Raw genomic sequence first — 20,001 nt, forward strand, 5'->3', positions numbered from 1 at the left:
TGCTTGTATGGAATAGTCCATTTGTAAAGGTGTGGTTGGAAGAAATATGGAGCAATTTGCTTGTAAAGATTTTTCTGCTTTGGACAAAGAACTAAAAGATGACTTGCTAGAGTGTTATCTAGAAGCTCAGCAAGAAATTGAAGCAATCGTAAACGATATCGAATCATCGGGTTTTACTCATGAAAAGCTCGATACACTGTTTCGTTCTTTGCACAGCATGAAAGGAAACTGTTCAGTTTGTTTTCTTGATCCACTTGTGGGGGCATTACATCGTCTAGAAGAAATAGTGGATGGCATGCGTGGAGGCTATATTCCATATGATTCAGTGCTTGGTGAGTTAATTAATCAAGTCTTGGATCAAATCCTGTTACTGCTAAAACAGTTACACCAGCACCATGGCGCGGATACGAAACTGCTTAATTTTATGCAGTCAAATCTTGATAAAATCTATGCGGAGGACGACGCTGCAACTCGAATAGAGCAAGCTGAGTATTTTCTAGCACAAATGAATGATGATGCCATCGCGGCGGAAGAAAAAGCCAAGGAAGAGTCTGATAGTTTAGTGGTGAAAGTGGAGTATGACGATGCTCAGCAAGCAGACATTGATCACTTTCGACAACTGAGTCATCGACTGAATAAACTGCTAGGGTATTCTCCTGAGCGAGGTGAGCGCATTCTGAAGCTTAGTCAGCTGATCAATCAAGAGTGTACAGAGCCTGTTGATAAAACTCAGCTATCTGCGGCTGCTTATATGCACAATATGGGGATGGCAATGACCCTAAAATGTGGAGATGACGAAGCGGCAAAGCAGCGAGCTGAGCACAATCACCCAATGGTAGGAGCTCAACTTCTTAGTAAACATGAAGGCTGGGATCAAGCGTCTGATATGGTGATTAGTTATCAAGAGCGATTCGATGGGTCCGGTTATCCAGAGGGGCTAGTCGGTGGCATGATTCCGCAAGGTGCTTTTGTGTTGTCTATGGCTGTACGTTTTATCGATGTGGTATGGGGAAAGTCTGGCGATGAGTACAAGAAAAGTGCCATGCGCGCGATTCAAAAAGTGAACTCTGAGAGCGCTAAAGGAATTCCTCCGCATTTGGTAGATGCCTTTAATCGTGCGGTTAGAAAACTGCTAGTTGCAAGGCAACGTTAACGTTAAAGTAGCGCTATGTTGCTTGTAAAAGATTGAGTCGCTTTGAAATTACCGCTTGTTTACCATCCGCATTACAGTATCCCTTTCCCGAGCCGCCATCGCTTCCCGATGGCAAAGTTTAAGTTTCTCGCTGAGTACTTACGTGAGCTAGGTGTGTTAACCGATGATAACTGTTATGAACCTTCTCCTTTGTCTCTTAGTGTTTTGATGAGGGCTCATGCACCTACTTATGTACAGCGTTTTATTCGAGGTCAACTCACGATAGATGAGGAAAAGGCGATCGGATTACCTTGGAGTGATTGGCTGGTTGAGCGAACATTGCGTGCCGTCTCAGGAACCTTGCTTACAGCAGAGCTAGCGTTACAGTATGGACTTGCTTGTCATTTAGCGGGAGGAACGCATCATGCTTTTCCTGACCGCGGTGTTGGCTTTTGTATCTTTAATGATTTGGCAGTAACAGCGAAAGAGCTTGTGTATTCGGGTAAGGCAAGCAAGGTGATGATCATTGACTGCGATGTTCACCAAGGAGATGGTACGGCAGCATTTTTTGAGGATGATCCAAGTGTTGTTACGATATCGTTCCATTGTGAGGAGAACTTTCCACCTAAGAAACAGCTTGCCGGTATTAATATTGCTATCCCAAAGGGTGCTCAAGATACACATTATATGACGCTATTAGAGCAACATTTACCTAAGCTTTTGAATGAGCATTGTCCTGATTTTGTTCTTTACGACGCTGGTGTCGATGTTCATCAAGACGATCGGTTAGGCTACGTTCAATTAACCGACGCAGGCATTTTTAAGCGAGATCAATATGTCATAGAGCAAATCACATCACATGCCATACCGATTGCTTGTGTTATTGGGGGCGGATATGACCACGACAACCGTGTAGTGGCCGCTCGTCATAGCCTACTTCATCAAGCAGCAGACTGTGTATTTGCCAATAAAAAGATGCCGAACACTCTGTAAAGGGTGTTCGGCGTTGTAAAGATAACTCGGCTTAAGTTATCGCATAGGGTAGATACGACTCCAGGGTGTCATTCAGATCATTCATTTGTTTTAGTTTTGTAAAATTCATGTATTGATTAGCAGAAAGCGCTAAAATCTATTTATGGTTACATAATGAACAGGTGAGCACGATGCAGATATCAAATAACGCCAGCTTTGGTTACGGTCAATTGGGCTTGCAGCGAAGTCAAAACAGTTTAGAACAAGCCAGTGCAAATATTGCTAATGCGAGTATTGCATCTCTAAAAGATTCAACGGGAGCGAATACTGATGATGTTATCCGTGAAAGTTTAGTGGATATTAAGATCAGTGAACTAAATGCGAAAGCCAATGCAAAGGTAATTGGTGCCGCAGATGACATGCTTGGCACCTTGATTGACTTAAAGGTTTAAAATTGCATGCGGATTATGGGTAGAAAACCGCCAACCATACCGTCGCTTCTTCCTTTGATGTCTTAATAACTCTGTGTTTCTCATGCGCAGGTATCAAAATATGATCACCGGGTTTCAGGGATATAACTCTTGCGTCTTCAAAAACAATGGCTCCAAATCCTTGTAGCACTGTTACCCATTCGTTTTCTGTTTGATCATACCATTTCCCGTCCAGCTCGCATCCAGCTGGCGAAACGATTCGCTCGATTCGAACCGAGTCAGTGTTAGTGATTTTAGTAAAGTGTTCCTGAGACGGATCTAACGGCAAGTTGCCAAAAATATTCTCGAACTTCACGGCCTATCCTTTGTTGTTTTATTCTTAATGAAAGAAATTATCGCAACATTAATGCGTTATCTTTACAAATTGATCACACTAAATAATATTATGCAATTCTAATGTTTTGAAAGGGTGGTCAAAAATTTCTAATTTAGGAGTAGCTCATGCTCTATTGGGATATAAATATCTGCTGCGTTTACAAGCGCAGCAGCGGTTAATTTAGGGACGCCGTAGACTTCAATCTGTTTGCCTAGGTGGGTACGAATCTTCTTCGCCAGTAAATCAAAGTCGCCATCACCTGATACTAAAACAACAACATCTGCATGCTCAGCAAACTCAATTGCATCCAATGTGAGACCAACATCCCAGTCGCCTTTTGCAGTACCGTCGGCACGCTGTATAAAAGGCTTGGTCTTCACTTCAAAGCCAATCGCTTTTAATATATTTTGAAATTGCTTTTGCTTTGGATCACCTCGATCTGTTGCATAAGCGATGGCCGTAACAACCTCTCGCCCCTTGGTTGCCAACGCCCAAAAGGCGTTGTAATCAAAGTTACGTTGATAAGCTTGGCGAGTAGTGTAGTAGACATTTTGAACGTCGACGAACAGTGCAACTTTTTGCATTTAAGGCTCTTAAAAGTAATCTATAGGCGTTTATAATAAACTAAATAAGTTACACTTCGAGATTTAACTCTATAACTGTGAGGGTCGAACAGAGTAGTTTAGGAACGTTTCAGTTATTGTCCCGCTATATGACCCTATTTCATAGGAATTCAATCTCAGCAGGGTACGATCAGAAGAGGTTAAATGGGTGTTTTTATTGACGTGAACTCTCAAGCTTAAATCAAGCGCCATTGTGCTATATGATTCAACTAAACCAAAATTGTCAAGATCACAATATAAGCGAACAACTGCCAGTGCTCCTGGAGTAAAAGTGAGAGTTTGCTGCCCAATCTTACATTGCTGGCCGCGATTTTTGATATGTCCCCCATTGATAATGATATCAAATGAAACATCGTTTGATTCAGCTTTCATCTTTTTTTGAATGACACTATTTAGACGATAGAGTAGTTGGTTCGTAGCTTTGGTCGCTAGAACAATGTCTTCGATAATGTCTTTTTTTGAGAATACTAATTCATTTAGTTTCGGCAGTGTAAAATCAAAATTCTCGCCTTCAGTCATACGTAAAATATTGTTGTATCTAACAAGTCCTGATTTTGAGGTTGCTCGAATACTCATCAATTTATCGCGTTTCATCTTGCGAAGTGTTGGTTCACTCACTAACTCATAATTGTAGAATGTGTCACGCATGAAGATAGCATCAATTCCTGCGAAACTAGAGCTCGACAAAAAAAGCAAGCTAAGTAAGATTGACCTTAAAGCGGGTTTCATGCAGATGTTTCCTGACAATAATGTGCTATGTAATAATGGCCTAAATATAACATGATTACTGCAACCAAACGTTCTGATTCTAGGAAATGTCATTAGTTATATTTCTATAGTTTAAAGCTGAAAAAGCTTATTAGGCTTTCTTTACGAACTTCGCCGTAATATACATTTCGCCATGACCGTCAACTTTGCAGTCCAGTTGGTGATCTTTACCTTCCCTGATGCGTTTAATGATGGCTTTTGTGCCTATTTTGATGCCTTGCGAGCTGCCTTTTACTTTTACATCTCTCGCAAGCGTGATTTTATCTCCTTCAGATAGTAAAGAGCCGTTGGCGTCTTTTACCATTATTGCATCATCACTGTTATCGGGCTCGTCTGGATTCCATTCGTAAGAGCACATAGGGCAAATTAAATTATCATGATCTTGATAGACATACTGATCTTTGCACTGAGGGCAGGGTGGTAAAGACATGAGTAGCAACTTCTCTAATTTAATAAACGCTTATTTTAATCAGTTAATGGCCTTAGATCGAGTGTCTAAGCATCCAAAAGGGGCAGAAAAGGTGAAGCGTGAGGCATGCACGCTTTATTCATAGATCAAGGTTGTATTCATGTTCTTGAGACGCAACAATGCTTAAAACATTTTTTAAAGGAAGTCCTATGAAAGCTCTTTCACTGAAGTTAATTGGCGCAATGGCGTTGATGACACTAGCAGGTTGTCAAACTGCTTATTATGGTGCGATGGAAAAAATTGGTATTGATAAGCGAGATATCCTTGTTGATCGTGTAGAGAATGTTCGAGACAGTCAAAAAGACAGCCAAGAAGAGTTCCAAACAGCCTACCAGCGTCTTGTTGTGCTAACGGATTTTGATGGTGGTGATTTTGAAGACGTATACGATCAGTTGAACAGCGATTATCAAAGTAGTAAAAAAGCGGCTGATCGTGTTACGCAAAAGATTGATGATGTGGAAGATGTTGCAGATGACCTGTTTGATGAGTGGGAAGACGAGTTATCGCAGTATTCAAACGAAAAATTACGTCGTACAAGTGAAGCTAAATTGAAGGCGACGCAACGCCAATTCAGTCAACTATTACGCAGCATGCATCAAGCAGAAGCGAAAATGGCGCCTGTTTTAGCTACATTAAATGATAATGTTTTGTACCTTAAACACAATCTGAATGCGTCAGCGATCAGTGCAATCAAAGGCGAGTTTGCCAGTTTAAAAACCGATATTTCTGGCTTAATTAACGAAATGAGTGAAGCGATTGAAGAGTCAGATGCTTTTATCGCAACGCTAAAGCAGTAATGCCACCGCGGCGAGGGAGCCACAGCCTTCATCGCCGTTTTACTCCATATAACGAAAAAATCCCCTGATAATGTGTAAACTTTCATTTCTAAGTTCTGTCTGTCAACGCCTGTATTAATCGGCTTACAGCGTTTTTTCCCCTTAATATCCGCTTAAATGCTTTCAAAGACGGCCAAATAAGCCCTTTTACTCCAAAGATTGTAATGCTAGTGTAACATTTCGTTTTTAATTGAACGTTTAATAAAAAAAGGAATGCTATGAATATATTCAATAAAACTCTTGTTATGGGCGGTCTTTGTCTTGCGTCATACAGTGCTGTTGCAGCAGAAGTTAAAAACGTTATCTTAATGATTGGCGACGGTATGGGGCCGCAACAGGTCGGTATGCTCGAGACCTACGCACAAAAAGCGCCTCATTCTGTTTATCAAGGTCGATCAACCGCATTACACAATTTAGCGCATGATGGTGTTGTCGGTTCATCATTAACGTACCCTAGTGATGCAATCGTCGTTGACTCCGCTTGTTCTGCCACTCAGCTTTCTACGGGCGTGCATACCGGCTCAGAAGTCATTGGTATTGATGCAGATGGTAATATTGTTGAAACCGTATTAGAAAAAGCAAAGCGCTTAGGTAAATCGACAGGTTTGGTATCTGATACCCGGTTAACACATGCAACACCTGCCGCTTTTGCTGCACATCAGCCTCATCGTTCTTTAGAAAATGAGATTGCAGTAGACATGCTGAATACCGGTCCTGATGTCATGCTGTCTGGTGGTTTGCGTTATTGGATACCTGAATCTACCAATGAAAAGGGCGACACTTACACAGCACTAGAGACACTTACGGGTGGTGATGTCTACCTGAAATCAAAGCGTAAGGATGAGCGAAATCTATTATTAGAAGCGCAAGATAAAGGTTATGGTTTAGCGTTTAATAAAGATCAATTAGAAGCATCAGAATCTGGCAAATTACTTGGCCTATTTGCGTACTCAGGCATGATGGACGGTATTCAGTACAGTAATTCGAAAGACTCATCTGAACGAACTCAGCCTTCCTTAAAGGAAATGACTGAAAAAGCACTTTCTATTTTAGAGAAAGACGAAGATGGCTTTTTCTTGATGATCGAAGGCGGTCAGATTGACTGGGCTGCTCACTCAAACGATGCCGGCACTATGTTGCATGAGCTTTTGAAGTTTGATGAGGCCATTCAAGTTGTTTATGACTGGGCGAAAGATCGTGATGACACAATTGTAGTTGTGACAGCTGATCATGAAACTGGCTCATTTGGTTTCAGTTACTCATCTGACAATATTCCTGCGCCACAAGAGAAGCCAGGCGTTGCTTTCCAAGCTGCGGACTACGCGCCAAAATTCAATTTCGGCAGCTTTGACATTCTTGATGGGTTGTATAATCAGAAGAAAAGTTATTACAATATTTTAGCGGAATTTGAAAAGTTACCAGAAGCTGATCATAACGCCGAGAATCTTCGTAAAGTAGTGAACAAGAACTCTGACTTCGATATTACGCTTGCACAAGCGGAAGAAGTTTTGAATGACAAGCAAAACCCCTATCACACTCATGGCCACAGTTATCTAGGGGCAGAAACGATTCCCGCGATCCATGATTTTGACGCCTTTTTCCCATATAACGATCGAGGAAATCTGTTAGGTCGTGTTCAAGCAACAGCGCAAAATACTGTTTGGGGAACTGGGACGCATACCAGCACTCCAGTCAATGTGTTTGCTTGGGGGCCTGCAGAAGACATTTTACCAATCTCTTCAATACAGCATCATTCGAAAATAGGTCAATTCTTAAAAGATTCTGTTGAGTAAGATAGTAGTATAGACAAGGGGAAAAACCTCTATTTTTAGAAATAGAGGTTTTTCGTCTCATCGTTCTTTTAGTACAGGACGATATTGCATCAGTCATTATTTGAATACGAGGTAATATAATTGAGTCATCTACAATCCAGAATTGATGTGGTTTTTTGTCCGTTGTGCAAAGCTGAAAATCAGTGTGCCATAACGTTAGGGCATTCCGCTGACAGTTGCTGGTGTCATGACTCAACTGTTTTAGTCTCAGATAACTTGCTTGCTAGGGTGCCAGAGACTCTGAAAGGTGAGGCTTGTATCTGTCAGAAATGCGTAGAAGAAGATTCAACTAAAACGGGCAGGGTGCAACAAATTTCACCCAAGCGTTGGTAAAAGGATGAAAAAATTCAATTCGATACGCATGCAGTAACAATCGATCATTTTCTGATGTTTCTACAGAGTCATAAAACTCGTCTCCTAAGATAGGATGACCAAGGCTTTGCATGTGTACGCGTAGCTGATGGGAACGGCCAGTGATAGGTTTTAAGCTCACCCGTGTATGGCTGCCTTCAATGCTTAGAAGCGTCCATTGAGTGATAGAATCTTTGCCCCACTGCGTGCAAATCATCTGGCGAGGGCGTCGATCCCAATCGCAGCGAAGCGGTTTACGCACTTCTCCCCACTGTCCTAAAAGTTTGCCGCGAATAATCGCTCGGTACTCTTTTTCAACATGACGCTCACGAAATTGCGCATACATGCGCTTTTGACACTCCAAATCTCTAGCGATCAAAATCAAGCCAGACGTGGCACAATCTAAACGATGAATGGCATGGGCTTCGCCAAACAGTTGCTCCGCTCGCGTTAAAATAGAGTCGTATTTGTCTGGCCCGCGACCGGGCACAGACAAAGTGTTGGCTGGTTTATTCACAACAACCAGCCATTGATCTTCATAGAGTATCTCTAGCATCTATCTACTATTCTGGCTTAGTGGTCAAAATAATGCGGATGCCATCCAAACGAATTTGGTGATCATCGATACGAGTTAGGCCTTCTACTAGATAGCGTTCGTACAGTTCTATGTGCTCATCTTTTACCGCTGAATTCTGCTGTTGCAGCTCACGCAGACGATCAATTTCAGACTGCCACTTACGCTGGTAGGCATCTTTTGCCGCATGTACTGTTGGACGAGCTTGATTTTGAGCGCTTAGTTGATGCGCTTGAAGAATCTCAAGCAGCTGTGGGCGCAGGGCCGCGACCCATTGCTCGGCTACACGATTAGGCACACCTTTTAGCTTTTCCGCCCATTTATCAGGAGTGAACTGATTGTGAAGGAATTTTCCGTTGGCATCAGACAATTGCCAAATAGGTGTCATAGGCAGTGACTGAGCCAGCTTTAATCGCGGGTGACCGGCTGTTTCAATGACAAACATGCTTTCGACTAATACCGTACCTTCCGGTAGGGCAGCAATTGGTAAAATGGCTGAGGTTAATTTGCCCGAGTCGAAACCTTGTACTTCGTCCATTAGCATGGTGATCAACGGGTGTTCCCAAGTCGCAAAGGCCACATCTTCACGCTGACTCGCTTGAAGGCGATCCAGCATTAGCATTTTGCCTTCCTCTTCAATGCCGGGTAGTGCTTCTAGCATCATGTCCGTCGAGGGGCGAATAAACCATGCGGCTTGGTCTGGAGCATCGTTGTGACACTCTGCATGTATATTAAATGCGTGTGTCACTTGTTCAATGTAATCATGCAGACCATGCGATGCTTGGTCATTAATTTGCTCAATCAGCGACTTAGCAATGTTTGGTCGACAGGAAGACATTTCCAATAGACGGTTACGACCTTCTTCCATTTGTTTTAGTAAAGCTTCGTGATATACACGTGCTTCATCTAACAATGACTGATCATCATCATTGCCAAATAGAAATGCATGCAATGGCTCTTTAAACGCAGCATTCACTTTATCGCCAGACCCAGTGGTACGGTTAAAAGCATTCAATGCTAGGTGATACCACTGATACAAACGCTCTTGCACGCTGCCTTCAATATAAGGAACATGAACTTGAACGATGTTACGTTGGCCAAGACGATCTAAGCGCCCAATACGCTGTTCTAGTAAGTCTGGGTGTTCAGGTAAGTCGAACATCACCAAATTGTGGCTAAACTGGAAGTTGCGACCTTCACTGCCAATCTCGGAACAGACAAGCACTTGAGCACCGCTCGGATCGGCAAAGTAGGCGGCTGCTCGGTCACGATGGATCAGAGGCATTTGTTCATGGAAGTCAGCACTTTGGAATCCAGCAAAGGTCAGTTGATCGTTCAACCAACGAGCGGTGTCGGCCGTGTGACAAATGACAAGTACTTTGGTTTTAACTTTTTGATCGCCCAAGAACTCTTTTAGCCAATGCCAGCGCGGGTCTGCTTCCCATAAACCGTGGTCGATACCGGATTCAGGTAGAACATGGTGGGCTGCGCTTGCGTATGTGTCGTTACCAGCAAGTGGATAAACGTTTAAGTTACGCTCAGGGAAACCGCCAATAGCGGCACGCGTGTTACGGAACATTTCGCGACCGGTACCATGGCGGTCAATCAGCCAGTTAATCGCATCTTGTGCAGCGTTGACTTGCTTGTCTTCGTCGGCCGCCGTTAGGTTATCAAACCACTCTTTAGATTGCACGTCATGCAGATAGTCGACAAAAACAGCGCGCCAATCAGGCTGTGTTAGCCCATGATCCACTTCAGTAAATGGCAGAATTTTTTCTGCTAATTCAGCGGCTTGTTTGAATTCGTGTTGCTGAGCTTGATAGACGTCAAAGCTATGATAGTGCTCAGGATCAATCAGTTGTAGACGTGAGAAATGCTCACGTTCACCGGTTTGCTCCGGAGTCGCGCTTAAAAGCAATATTGACTCAGAAGCCCCAGCCAAGCGTTCAACCAGTTGGTAAGCAATACTTGGCGTTTCTGGATCCCATGCTAAGTGATGTGCTTCATCTACTATGACCATATCCCATTCAGATTGCAGCATATGTTGTGCTGCTTTGCTATGGGTTGAGACAAAATCAATGGGGGCAATTACAAACGCTTGAGCGTCAAATGGGTTGTCGTCGCCATCCATGTAGTCTTCGTATACAGCTTCATTAATCAGCGAGAATGGCTGATGGAAGCGACGTAGCATTTCAACTAACCATTGATGCTGCAAGTTTGTGGGCGTTAGAATCAAGGCTCTGCGCGATAGTCCATTCAGAACTCGATGATGAAGAATCAAACCTGCTTCAAGAGTCTTACCCATACCAACTTCGTCACATAACAAAGCTCGCGCAGCGGGGCGGTTAGCAATGTCATGAGCTAAATACATTTGGTGCGGTAGTAGCTCGGCTTTCAATCCCATTAAGCCACGAACAGGGCTCGCTGAATGAATAGCTTGATGTTCAAGGGTTTTACGGCGTAAATCAAACCACATGCGACGAGCAGGCGACAGTGCGAGGATCGAATCCAGTTCGTTCTTATCGTTACGTGGGAATTGAATCTCTGATTCGTCCACCCATTCGTCGCCGATGTTATATTCCATTAATAGATCATATTCGCGCACGGCTTTTACTTTGTAGGATTCGTCTTCAAAAAATAACTCATCCCCTGGTGTGAGTGTACGACGAACTAAACTTGTTTGTTCCACTGAGTAATTTCGCTCAGTTTCTGCATCTGAAAAAAACAAGACAAAGGATTTAGGCTGTTTTTCAATGATCATGCCGATACCTAAGTCTGGTTCGTTTCGGCTACTCCAACGTTGTCCTATTTGGTACATAACTACTCTTTGTCGTTTTCAATAATCGTAATATTACCCTGACATAAATCGATCAGAGCCTGTTTCTGTTCTGGCCACGTACGTTCAATGACGGCAAGCGAAATATCAATGCTTTCTGAGAACTGTTTGTCTTCAACATCGATATCACTGTTTTCTAACCAATACTCAACCTTACCTAACATAGGATAGGCGATTTTTATGTAAACCGTTTGACGTGGGTATATCTCTTGCCATTCTAATTGATCAAGTGCTTCAACAACGGCCTGACTGTAGGCGCGGACTAATCCACCTGCACCGAGTTTAATGCCGCCAAAATAACGCGTTACAACGACCGTGATTTCACCAAAATTTGAATGCTGTAAAACGTTCAGCATGGGTTTGCCAGCCGTGCCTTTTGGCTCGCCATCATCACTTTGATCCCATAAATGAACATTCTTAGGTGGCCCAGCCACAAATGCCCAGCAGTTATGATTGGCATCTGGATAGCGCATGTTCATGTCAGCAATAAAAGCTTTCGCTTCATCTCGTCCACGGGTGCGCCGGATCGTAGTAATGAACTGGCTATTTTTAATTTCCAGATCAAAGCGTTGTTCGTGTGTTGGGCTCTGGTAGTAATCCATGTAAACTTCGCTTAGCGATTGTTTTTTCAACGAAAATGGCGGGTTTAAATAAATGACAGACTGGATGCAACAATCTGTTTGGATTGCTTTGGGATGTGTTTTGGGTGTTGTCATCACGACCGCCATCGCGGGGGGTATTGTACAGAGAATCCAGCGTAAGTGGCAGGCTGAGCATGAAAATTCTGTGCAGGAATTGATTCAAACACAGCAACTTTTGCAACGTTCTCAGCAAGAAGTGCATCAATTGGAAAAAGAAGCTCTAACATTGGAGCAGCAGTTCGCCGCCGCTCAGGATATTTGGCAACAAAAAGAACATTTTTTCGAACAGCAAAAGCATCAAAATGAGGTTCAGTTTAAGCAGCTGGCTCAAGATATCGTGCAGCAACAAGGTGCGCGCCTTGCGACTGAAAACGAGCGTCAGTTGCATGCTTTATTGTCTCCGCTGGGACAAAAAATCAATGATTTCCAGCAACGTGTTGAGCAAAGCTACGATCAAGAAGCACGAGAGCGTTTCTCTTTAGTGAAGGAAATTAAAAATCTGCAATTGCTTAATCAGCGAATTAGCGATGATGCGATGAGCTTGACCGAAGCTCTTAAAGGCCAGAATAAGGTCCAAGGTGGTTGGGGTGAGGTTATACTAGAGCGTATTTTAGAGCGTTCTGGATTAGAAAAAGGGCGTGAATATGAGATTCAGGTTTCACTGACTACTGAAGAAGGGAAGCGTTATCAGCCTGATGTGATTGTTTACTTGCCTGAAAACAAACAAATCATCATCGACTCAAAAATGGTGTTGGTCAGCTACCTTGCCTATGTGGAAGCCGAAGATGAGCAACAAAAGCAACAAGCCTTACGTCAGCATTTAGAGGCAGTACGTCGTCATATCAAAGAGCTTGGTGCGAAAAATTATCACGATTTAAACGGCATCACGTCACTCGACTTTGTCATCATGTTCATCCCAATCGAAGCCGCTTATGCTTTAGCGCTACAAGGCGAAAATGGCTTGTTTTCAGAGGCGTTTGAGCAAAATATCATTATTACTGGGCCCTCGAACTTACTTGCTACATTGCGTACCGTTCAAAACATCTGGCGTAACGAAAAACAAAGTCAAAATGCACTTGAGATCGCCCGTCAAGCGGGCGCTATGTACGATAAGTTCGCTGGTTTTGTACAGGATATGGATGAGATTGGAACACGCATCGACGCACTGACTCGTAGTCATGAGCAAGCAATGAAGAAGCTGACGATTGGGCGAGGTAATTTGTTAACAAGAGCGGAGCGGTTAAGAGTCATGGGAGCAAAAACTAACAAGCAGCTTTCACTCCCAGACAATGAAACGGATGGATTAGACAGTCATGAGGGCTAGTCAATTAACCATAATACTTGGTGATCTTTACCATAAGGCAAATTTTGTAGATCAAACAAGATGCTATTTGTAACCTTAGTCAGATCAATCGATGGTGCTTGATTCGCTTTGCCGATCAAGTGAATATTGAGTGTCTTATTTAAGTAATGCAACTGAGTTTTTTCAATGTCTACATAGCCGCGATGACTGCGTAACATAAATCCTAGATCTGCTAAAATTTGATCTCGAGCAGGCAGCTGAAGCGATGGCGGTCTGCCAACGTGCTCATGATCTACTGTATCTGATTGTATATGATCATCAGTGTCGACATGTACCATGACATCCTGCACCTGCGGATGGGCTTTCTTGATGGTGTAGACAACTAAGTCACTCAAGTAGTGCCCTTCACTGACAGTGGCATGGGCAGGAACATGGATGTGCATGTCCAAGAAAATTTTACCGGCCATTGAACGAGCTCGGATATCGTGTGGGGCCATGACATTTTTTAAGCTGTCTACAGTAACTTTTATTTGTTCAATCGTTTTTTGATCGGGTGCAGTATCGACCAACTCTTTTAGATTATCCCAAATCATCTCGATGGCAATTTTTGCAATCAATAAGCCTACAACAACAGCGGCGACTTTATCTGCCCATGGATAGCCAAAATAGACCCCGACCAATCCCGCTAAAACAGCTACTGAAGAGAGGGCATCACTGCGGCTGTGCCAAGCATTGGCAATGAGTAATTTACTGCCAATTTTCGTACCAGCGCGGTGTGTGTAGTGAAAAATAGCCTCTTTTACCGCAATGGTTAAGATGACTGCAGCTGCACCGTACCAAGTTGCAAAGGGGGTCCGTTCGCTATTGAACGTTTCAAACACAATGCCTGTTGCAACAACAATTAGCACAACGCCAAGGATCACAGTGGTTAAGGTTTCAAATCTTAAATGCCCATAAGGGTGATCTTCATCAGGGCCCTGACGCGCATTATTAGAGGCAATTACGACGAATATATCCGTCACTAAATCCGATAACGAATGGATACCGTCGGCAATTAACGCTTGAGATTGCGAAAACCAACCTGCGATGATTTTAACAATACCTAGCAGTGCATCCCAAATAGCGCCAACTACTGTAACTCGTTGAGCTATTTGCCTTTCTTCTTGCAATTTAGACATTATTTAAGACCTAGGTGTGTCGTTAAGTTTGCTGCTTTTTATAGATGTATCTTTGTTAATTTGGAGAAAAAAGGTTGTTGCCTGCGGTTACTGGTGTTGCCTTCTTTCTCCCCAATGTTATCCACCCAATCTGTGGAAAACTGTTAATCGTCTGCGATTTCAAACCATTGCTGGTAAGATCCAAAAAAGTCTCGAATGGTTAATGACATAAGTGCGAAGTTCGCATCCATATCGGACAATGTGCCGCCTTGAGAGTCGTTAAAAGCGTTTTCTTTTAGTGTGTCGTCGAATTTTACTTTCTTTAATGTTAAGTCGTCATTAAGAACAAAAGACATTTTTTCGCTCCAGCGAAGGGCTAAGTTTTTAACGCTCATCCCTTGGGAAAGATGACGAGTGACGTCTTCAGATAACGGCTCTAAAGACTTAAAGCGTATTTTTGCTCGGTCTTCTGAAGCATCTTGGATTTCACATTCATCCCCTGTTTCAAGGCTCGCTGGCACGTCATTTTTCATTAACCAGTCTGTCATAATCGAGGCGGGTGACACCTGTGCTTGAAGTGGCACCATAGCAAAACTGCCGAGAGTCGTTTGCAATAATTTGAAGAGCTGCTCGGTCATACCTGCATTCGTGCTGTTTAATACGACCAGATTGGCTTTTGTATCAATGTAGGCCCAAATGTCAGAACGTTTCGAGAAGGCTCTAGGGCGTAGTGTAAAAACTAATTCTTCTTTGATGTCGGCTTTTTCTTTGCGGCCGACTTTACGGCCTTCTACGATTTCGATTTCAGCGACTTTGGCTTCAAGTTCTTCGCGAACGACGGCGGTAGGTAGTACTTTTTCTTCTTTACCGGCACGAATTAACATGCACTGATTGCTGCTGATCGCCCATTGCTCACTACTTCGGATCAATGGCATCCAACCAAATGTAAATTCATCCTGTGAACCACATTCACGCAATGGGTGTTCAGGAAGTTTGGCGATAAGATCCGTACTGCTAAAATTTTCCGTGTCTTTGAGTTGGAATATTTGTAAGTTTTTAAACCACATGTATTAATCCTTCATCGCTTCTTTAAAATGTTTGCGGCAGACCGAAATGTATCGATCGTTACCTCCAATTTCGATTTGAGTGCCTTCTTTTATCGCACGGCCCTCTGCATCCACTCGAATCACCATATTGGCTTTGCTGCCACAGTGACATATGGTTTTTAGTTCAATCAGTTTATCAGACCAAGCAAGCAAGGCTTGACTACCGGGGAACAGTTCCCCGCGAAAGTCGGTTCGAATACCGAAGGCTAAAACGGGAATGTCCAGCCGGTCGACTACTTCGGATAATTGATAAACCTGCTCTTTTGTCAAAAATTGCGACTCATCTACTAACACACAGCCAATACTGGCTTGGTGGTGGTGTTTGAGGATGAGCTCAAAGAGTTTGGTATTTTCTTTAAACAGCTCCGCTTCGGCTTCAATGCCAATCCGCGAAGCAATAGTACCTTGGCTGTAGCGATCGTCCAGTGCAGCGGTCAATAGAAAGGTGTTCATGCCCCGCTCTTGATAGTTGTAAGCCGATTGTAGCAGTGTCGTAGACTTACCTGCATTCATTGCAGAGTAATAGAAGTAGAGCTTCGCCATAAAAGGTCCTCTAGCTGTCTTTGTTTGACACTTTAGCTTTATTGAACGCCAATGCTACCTGCATGGTCAGCCAGTCTGCACGCTTAATACCTGACATTTCACACAGCATGTCTAATTTTTTTACGGTATCCTCATCGACGACTAGTTCGACACGCTTCATCCCTAGCGATTTCTCTTTTTCACGTTGTGCTCGTTTGTTGGCCTTTAGTTGGTCTTTACGGGGTAATGGGTGGGTACGAGGACGGCCGCGTACAGTGCCAAATAGGTCAATGGTATTGCGGTCTGAGGAAGCTTTGGCCATAACTTAAATTGAATGTCTAATCAGTAGGTTGAAATGGAAATAGAAGAATTTGAATCTTTAATGCTGACGGTACTTATTAGCGGCTTTTGTATGTTTATGCTGTTCATTATGTGGGACTTAGCTCGTAAATCAAATGCCGGGAAATTAGGGACCTTTATTATTATCGGTGGTTTAGGCCTAGGAATGCTAGCCTTTGTGTTAAAAGGTGTAGTGATTGAGCTGATATTAGGGGGATCTGGCTAGACAGTGATCACTGTCTAGCCAGAAGGGGTTAGTTATTTTTCTGATATAAGCCAATAAAGTCGAGTACTACTTCGGCCGCTTCGTGCGCATAGACATCATCTTCCGGAGCCTCAATGTCTTCTACGTTTTCAAGGACTGGCAAATCTAAAGCCTTACGACGTTTATTTTCTCGATCAAGTTGCTTCTGCTCACTCTCTTCTCGCTGTGCCTCACGTGTGTTTTCATTAAGTGAGATCGACTTAAATTTTTCATTTTGACCTTTGACATAGTTGATCTGGTCTTCTAAAGCAACAAAGTTAGCATTTTGTTTTATGCGTTTGTCATGCAGATTGGTCAGCTCATCTACATAGTCTGCAAATTCCCAATACACTGGGTAACGCGTATCGTGGATTTTGTCCCATGGTAGCGGGTTTTCAAGAGCACTTTCACCCACTTGATTGGTGTCCAGCAGAGAAGGGAAGTTAATGTCTGGCATCACGCCTTTGTGTTGAGTGCTCTCACCCGATACTCGGTAGAATTTGGCTTGAGTAATCTTCAGTTGTCCCTTATCCATTTCTTGTAGTACTTGAACGGTGCCTTTGCCAAATGTTTGGTCTCCAACAATAATAGCTCGACCATAGTCTTTCAGAGCGCCAGCAACGATTTCTGAAGCTGATGCACTCATACGGTTCACTAACACAGCCATAGGGCCACTGTATGCTACGTCACGGTCTTGGTCGCCAAGAATGCTGACACGGCCAGAGGCATCACGAATTTGCACTACAGGACCAGCAGGGATAAAGAGACCGGTTAACGAGTTAGCTTCTTGTAGGGAGCCGCCGCCATTGTTGCGAAGATCTAAAATCAGAGCCGTTATATCTTCTTCTTGCAGCTCTTCAATCAGTTTCTTGGTATCGCGCGTTGAGCTTTTGTAATCACGGTCACCACGCTGAATTGCGGCAAAGTCTGAGTAGAACGTGGGCAGCTCAATGACTCCCACCTTGAAGGTTTCGCCACCCCGTTCAACTTCAACGATCTTTTTCTGTGCAGATTGATCTTCAAGCTTCACTTTTTCACGAGTAATCGTGATTTTTTTACTGTTTTGGGTGTTACTGTTGGCGGGGATGATTTCAAGAATAACGTCGGTACCACGCTCTCCGCGAATCATATCGACCACATCATCAAGGCGCATGCCAACGACGTCAATCATCGGTTCTCCTTCTTGACCTACTGCTATAATGCGATCGTTGGGAGCCAATTCTTTGCGTGCTTCAGCTGGCCCACCAGGGATAAGACGAACAACTTTTGTGTAGTCGTCTTCCATCTGCAAAACAGCACCAATACCTTCCAAAGACAAACTCATGTTGATATTGAAAGCTTCTGACGCCCGTGGTGCGAAATAACTGGTGTGTGGATCTAATACAGAGGTGACAGAGTTGGCAAAACTTTGGAATACATCCGTTGCATTGGTTTGATCGATTTGCTTAAGCTGGCTTTTATAACGGCGCTCAATGGCACTGATAATATCTTCTTCTGTTTCGCCATTAAGTTTGAGGGTTAGTGCACGGTTTTTAATCCGTTTACGCCAGTAATCGTCAAGCTCAGCTTCGGTTTCAGCCCATTCTAATTTGTCAGGATCTACATTGAGGCTTTCATCAACATTGTATTGAAAGCCTTTTACCATGTTAGGAATATCGGCTAAGACTCTTGCAATACGAGTCTCCGCTCTATCTAAGTAGGTATTGTAAATGTCATAAGCAACTTGCGAGTCACCGTCACGCAAGGCATCATCAAATGCATCGCGGTATTTTGACAGAGAGTCCACATCACTTCGTAAAAGGAAGCTGCGAGAAGGGTCTAAAGCATCGAGATAATTATCAAATGCTTGTTCTGATACTTCGTCGTTGATCAGGGTTTTGTTATAGTGGACGTTTTCCAGTGTTGCGACAATTTCTTGTGCAACACGGTCGTAGTCATGTGGTGGTTCGAGTTTTTCATACGCCGAAACGGAACCGCTGGCTAACGCGATACATGGAAGTAGACTTAACAACAGGCGTTTGTAGATCATCCGCGATTGGTTCCCTTAAACTGATTGGTCTTTAAATTGGTTAAAATCATATTAGACTCGTATCAACAAGACCAGTCCAGCGGCAAAAAAGTCGTTTTTTTATACCATTGACCTAGCAGGAAAATATGAATCAAGCCAGTTTTAATCATTCTTTATTGTCATTTCTTGATGATTCCCCGACACCGTTTCATACCGTTTCTACAATGAAGCGTGAACTGCTTGGTGCAGGTTATGAAGAACTTGTTGAGCAAAAAGAGTGGGTCATCAGTGAGGGTGGACAATATTTTGTCACGCGAAACGATTCATCGGTGATCGCATTCACTACACCCACGTTAGATTTTGCTCATCAGGGCTTTCGTATGATCGGTGCGCATACTGACAGTCCGTGCTTGAAATTAAAGCCAAACGCCCACGTAGAGCGCTTTGGATATCATCAGTTAGGCGTTGAAGTCTATGGTGGCGTATTGCTCCATACTTGGTTAGATCGTGATTTATCGATAGCAGGACGAGTGACGTTTAAAGCAGAAGATGGCAGCTTGAAAAGCCGTCTGGTTGACTTTAAAGACCCTATCGCGCTGGTGCCAAACTTGGCAATCCACCTTAGTCGCGGCGTGAATACGGACGGCTTTAAAGTAAATCCACAGGAAGAAATCTTGCCGATTTTGTGTGGTGCAGAACATACGTTGGATCTAGAAAAGTTGTTAATTACGCAAATTCAGAGTGAATACGATGACATTTCTGTCAGTTCGATTTTAAGTTTTGAATTAAGCCTATATGACGTACAAAAAGCGGCGATTACAGGCTTGCATGGTGATTACATTAGTGCTGCGCGCTTGGACAATTTGCTAAGTTGCTATGTTGGTATACAGGCTTTACTGAATGCAGACGCTAGTCGGCCGACGTTATTAATTTGTACTGATCACGAAGAAGTGGGCAGTCAGTCATCATGTGGCGCTAATGGTCCATTTTTAGAGGATGTCTTACGCCGTTTATCGCCTGTGCCGGAACAGTACACTCAGGCTATACAGCAATCCATGCTGATCTCTGCAGACAATGCGCATGCACTGCACCCAAACTATGCGGCAAAACATGATCAACTGCATGCGCCATTGATCAACCAAGGTGCGGTCATTAAGGTCAATAACAATCAGAGATATGCGACCAACAGTGAAACAGCGGCAGTTTACAAAGACATTGCCAATGAACTTGGCCTACCTGCACAAACATTTGTTGTACGCAGTGATATGGGGTGTGGTAGTACCATTGGCCCAATAACATCGGGCGAGATTGGCGTTGCGACCTTAGATATCGGTTTGCCGACGTTTGCCATGCATTCGATCCGAGAGCTTGCAGGCAGTGTGGACGCATTTAATCTTTATAAAATTTTAGTCGCGTTTGCAAAACGTGATCAATTGATTTCAGTCTAGAAAATCAGCACCCAATAAAAAGCCCAGCTTATG

21 protein-coding genes are annotated in these 20,001 nt (G+C 43.4%); 9 read left to right on the top strand and 12 right to left on the bottom strand.

Annotation, left to right across the window (positions count from 1 at the left end; translation table 11 throughout):
- Positions 1-46: 46 nt before the first annotated feature.
- The 3 genes from AYW75_RS06430 to AYW75_RS06440 all read left to right on the top strand — a co-directional run bounded on the left by AYW75_RS06430 (position 47) and on the right by AYW75_RS06440 (position 2,556).
- Complete coding sequence (locus AYW75_RS06430; protein WP_067097091.1) at positions 47-1,153, top strand: HD-GYP domain-containing protein; 1,107 nt, start codon at positions 47-49, stop codon at positions 1,151-1,153.
- Between the two features lie 42 nt (positions 1,154-1,195).
- On the top strand, positions 1,196-2,125 hold the full coding sequence (locus AYW75_RS06435) for a histone deacetylase family protein (protein ID WP_067097093.1): 930 nt from the start codon (positions 1,196-1,198) through the stop codon (positions 2,123-2,125).
- Positions 2,126-2,295: 170 nt separating this feature from the next.
- On the top strand, positions 2,296-2,556 hold the full coding sequence (locus tag AYW75_RS06440; protein ID WP_067097096.1) for a hypothetical protein: 261 nt from the start codon (positions 2,296-2,298) through the stop codon (positions 2,554-2,556).
- A gap of 13 nt (positions 2,557-2,569) precedes the next feature.
- Here the strand turns inward: AYW75_RS06440 and AYW75_RS06445 are convergent, their stop codons facing one another.
- The 4 genes from AYW75_RS06445 to AYW75_RS06460 all read right to left on the bottom strand — a co-directional run bounded on the left by AYW75_RS06445 (position 2,570) and on the right by AYW75_RS06460 (position 4,732).
- On the bottom strand, positions 2,570-2,890 hold the full coding sequence (locus tag AYW75_RS06445; RefSeq protein WP_067097098.1) for a cupin domain-containing protein: 321 nt from the start codon (positions 2,888-2,890) through the stop codon (positions 2,570-2,572).
- Positions 2,891-3,018: 128 nt separating this feature from the next.
- A complete protein-coding gene (locus AYW75_RS06450) occupies positions 3,019-3,495 on the bottom strand; it encodes a LabA-like NYN domain-containing protein (protein WP_067097101.1) in 477 nt (158 codons plus the stop codon).
- A 69-nt stretch (positions 3,496-3,564) separates the two neighbouring features.
- The gene (locus tag AYW75_RS06455; protein WP_156490820.1) at positions 3,565-4,263 is read right to left on the bottom strand and encodes a hypothetical protein; all 699 of its coding nucleotides are present in this window, start codon (positions 4,261-4,263) and stop codon (positions 3,565-3,567) included.
- 130 nt (positions 4,264-4,393) lie between these two features.
- Entirely contained in the window at positions 4,394-4,732 is a 339-nt protein-coding gene (locus tag AYW75_RS06460) for a zinc ribbon domain-containing protein YjdM (RefSeq protein ID WP_067097106.1), read from the bottom strand.
- A 188-nt stretch (positions 4,733-4,920) separates the two neighbouring features.
- Between AYW75_RS06460 and AYW75_RS06465 the strand changes: the two genes are divergently transcribed.
- The 3 genes from AYW75_RS06465 (at position 4,921) to AYW75_RS19210 (ending at position 7,772) form a co-directional block, all read left to right on the top strand.
- Positions 4,921-5,568 carry a DUF2959 domain-containing protein gene (locus AYW75_RS06465; protein ID WP_067097109.1) on the top strand — a complete coding sequence of 216 codons (648 nt, stop codon included), beginning with the start codon at positions 4,921-4,923 and terminating at the stop codon, positions 5,566-5,568.
- A 257-nt stretch (positions 5,569-5,825) separates the two neighbouring features.
- On the top strand, positions 5,826-7,400 hold the full coding sequence (locus AYW75_RS06470; protein ID WP_067097111.1) for an alkaline phosphatase: 1,575 nt from the start codon (positions 5,826-5,828) through the stop codon (positions 7,398-7,400).
- A 147-nt stretch (positions 7,401-7,547) separates the two neighbouring features.
- Positions 7,548-7,772, top strand: coding sequence for a cysteine-rich CWC family protein (locus tag AYW75_RS19210; RefSeq protein ID WP_407943036.1), 225 nt, complete (start codon positions 7,548-7,550; stop codon positions 7,770-7,772).
- On the opposite strand, the gene AYW75_RS06475 is transcribed toward AYW75_RS19210, so the two are convergent.
- From AYW75_RS06475 to AYW75_RS06485, 3 genes are read right to left on the bottom strand one after another with little or no spacing between them, the layout of a single operon-like run.
- Complete coding sequence (locus tag AYW75_RS06475; protein ID WP_067097114.1) at positions 7,729-8,346, bottom strand: RluA family pseudouridine synthase; 618 nt, start codon at positions 8,344-8,346, stop codon at positions 7,729-7,731. The two genes, AYW75_RS19210 and AYW75_RS06475, sit on opposite strands and share 44 nt — an antisense overlap.
- 7 nt (positions 8,347-8,353) lie before the next feature.
- On the bottom strand, positions 8,354-11,182 hold the full coding sequence (gene rapA, locus AYW75_RS06480) for an RNA polymerase-associated protein RapA (RefSeq protein ID WP_067097116.1): 2,829 nt from the start codon (positions 11,180-11,182) through the stop codon (positions 8,354-8,356).
- A 2-nt stretch (positions 11,183-11,184) separates the two neighbouring features.
- Positions 11,185-11,802, bottom strand: a complete 618-nt coding sequence (locus AYW75_RS06485; protein WP_067097119.1) for a YigZ family protein — start codon at positions 11,800-11,802, stop codon at positions 11,185-11,187.
- 52 nt (positions 11,803-11,854) lie between these two features.
- On the opposite strand from AYW75_RS06485, the gene AYW75_RS06490 reads away from it, so the two are divergent.
- On the top strand, positions 11,855-13,165 hold the full coding sequence (locus AYW75_RS06490; protein ID WP_067097122.1) for a DNA recombination protein RmuC: 1,311 nt from the start codon (positions 11,855-11,857) through the stop codon (positions 13,163-13,165).
- Here AYW75_RS06490 and AYW75_RS06495 read toward each other — a convergent pair.
- The 4 genes from AYW75_RS06495 to ybfE form a co-directional block, all read right to left on the bottom strand.
- Positions 13,162-14,322, bottom strand: coding sequence for a cation diffusion facilitator family transporter (locus AYW75_RS06495; protein WP_067097125.1), 1,161 nt, complete (start codon positions 14,320-14,322; stop codon positions 13,162-13,164). The genes AYW75_RS06490 and AYW75_RS06495 overlap by 4 nt on opposite strands.
- 143 nt (positions 14,323-14,465) lie before the next feature.
- A complete protein-coding gene (locus AYW75_RS06500) occupies positions 14,466-15,368 on the bottom strand; it encodes a recombination-associated protein RdgC (protein ID WP_067097128.1) in 903 nt (300 codons plus the stop codon).
- 3 nt (positions 15,369-15,371) lie between these two features.
- The gene (locus tag AYW75_RS06505) at positions 15,372-15,950 is read right to left on the bottom strand and encodes a thymidine kinase (protein WP_067097131.1); all 579 of its coding nucleotides are present in this window, start codon (positions 15,948-15,950) and stop codon (positions 15,372-15,374) included.
- A gap of 10 nt (positions 15,951-15,960) precedes the next feature.
- A complete protein-coding gene (gene ybfE, locus AYW75_RS06510; protein ID WP_067036077.1) occupies positions 15,961-16,251 on the bottom strand; it encodes a LexA regulated protein in 291 nt (96 codons plus the stop codon).
- A 33-nt stretch (positions 16,252-16,284) separates the two neighbouring features.
- Between ybfE and AYW75_RS06515 the strand changes: the two genes are divergently transcribed.
- Positions 16,285-16,494, top strand: coding sequence for a DUF2788 domain-containing protein (locus tag AYW75_RS06515; RefSeq protein ID WP_067097134.1), 210 nt, complete (start codon positions 16,285-16,287; stop codon positions 16,492-16,494).
- Positions 16,495-16,522: 28 nt separating this feature from the next.
- Here the strand turns inward: AYW75_RS06515 and AYW75_RS06520 are convergent, their stop codons facing one another.
- The gene (locus AYW75_RS06520) at positions 16,523-18,541 is read right to left on the bottom strand and encodes a carboxy terminal-processing peptidase (protein WP_067097137.1); all 2,019 of its coding nucleotides are present in this window, start codon (positions 18,539-18,541) and stop codon (positions 16,523-16,525) included.
- Between the two features lie 125 nt (positions 18,542-18,666).
- On the opposite strand from AYW75_RS06520, the gene AYW75_RS06525 reads away from it, so the two are divergent.
- Positions 18,667-19,968, top strand: coding sequence for a M18 family aminopeptidase (locus AYW75_RS06525; protein WP_067097141.1), 1,302 nt, complete (start codon positions 18,667-18,669; stop codon positions 19,966-19,968).
- Positions 19,969-20,001 lie beyond the last annotated feature (33 nt).

Origin of the sequence: Marinomonas atlantica (genome assembly GCF_001639725.1) — a bacterium.
Classification (GTDB): Bacteria; Pseudomonadota; Gammaproteobacteria; order Pseudomonadales; family Marinomonadaceae; genus Marinomonas; species Marinomonas atlantica.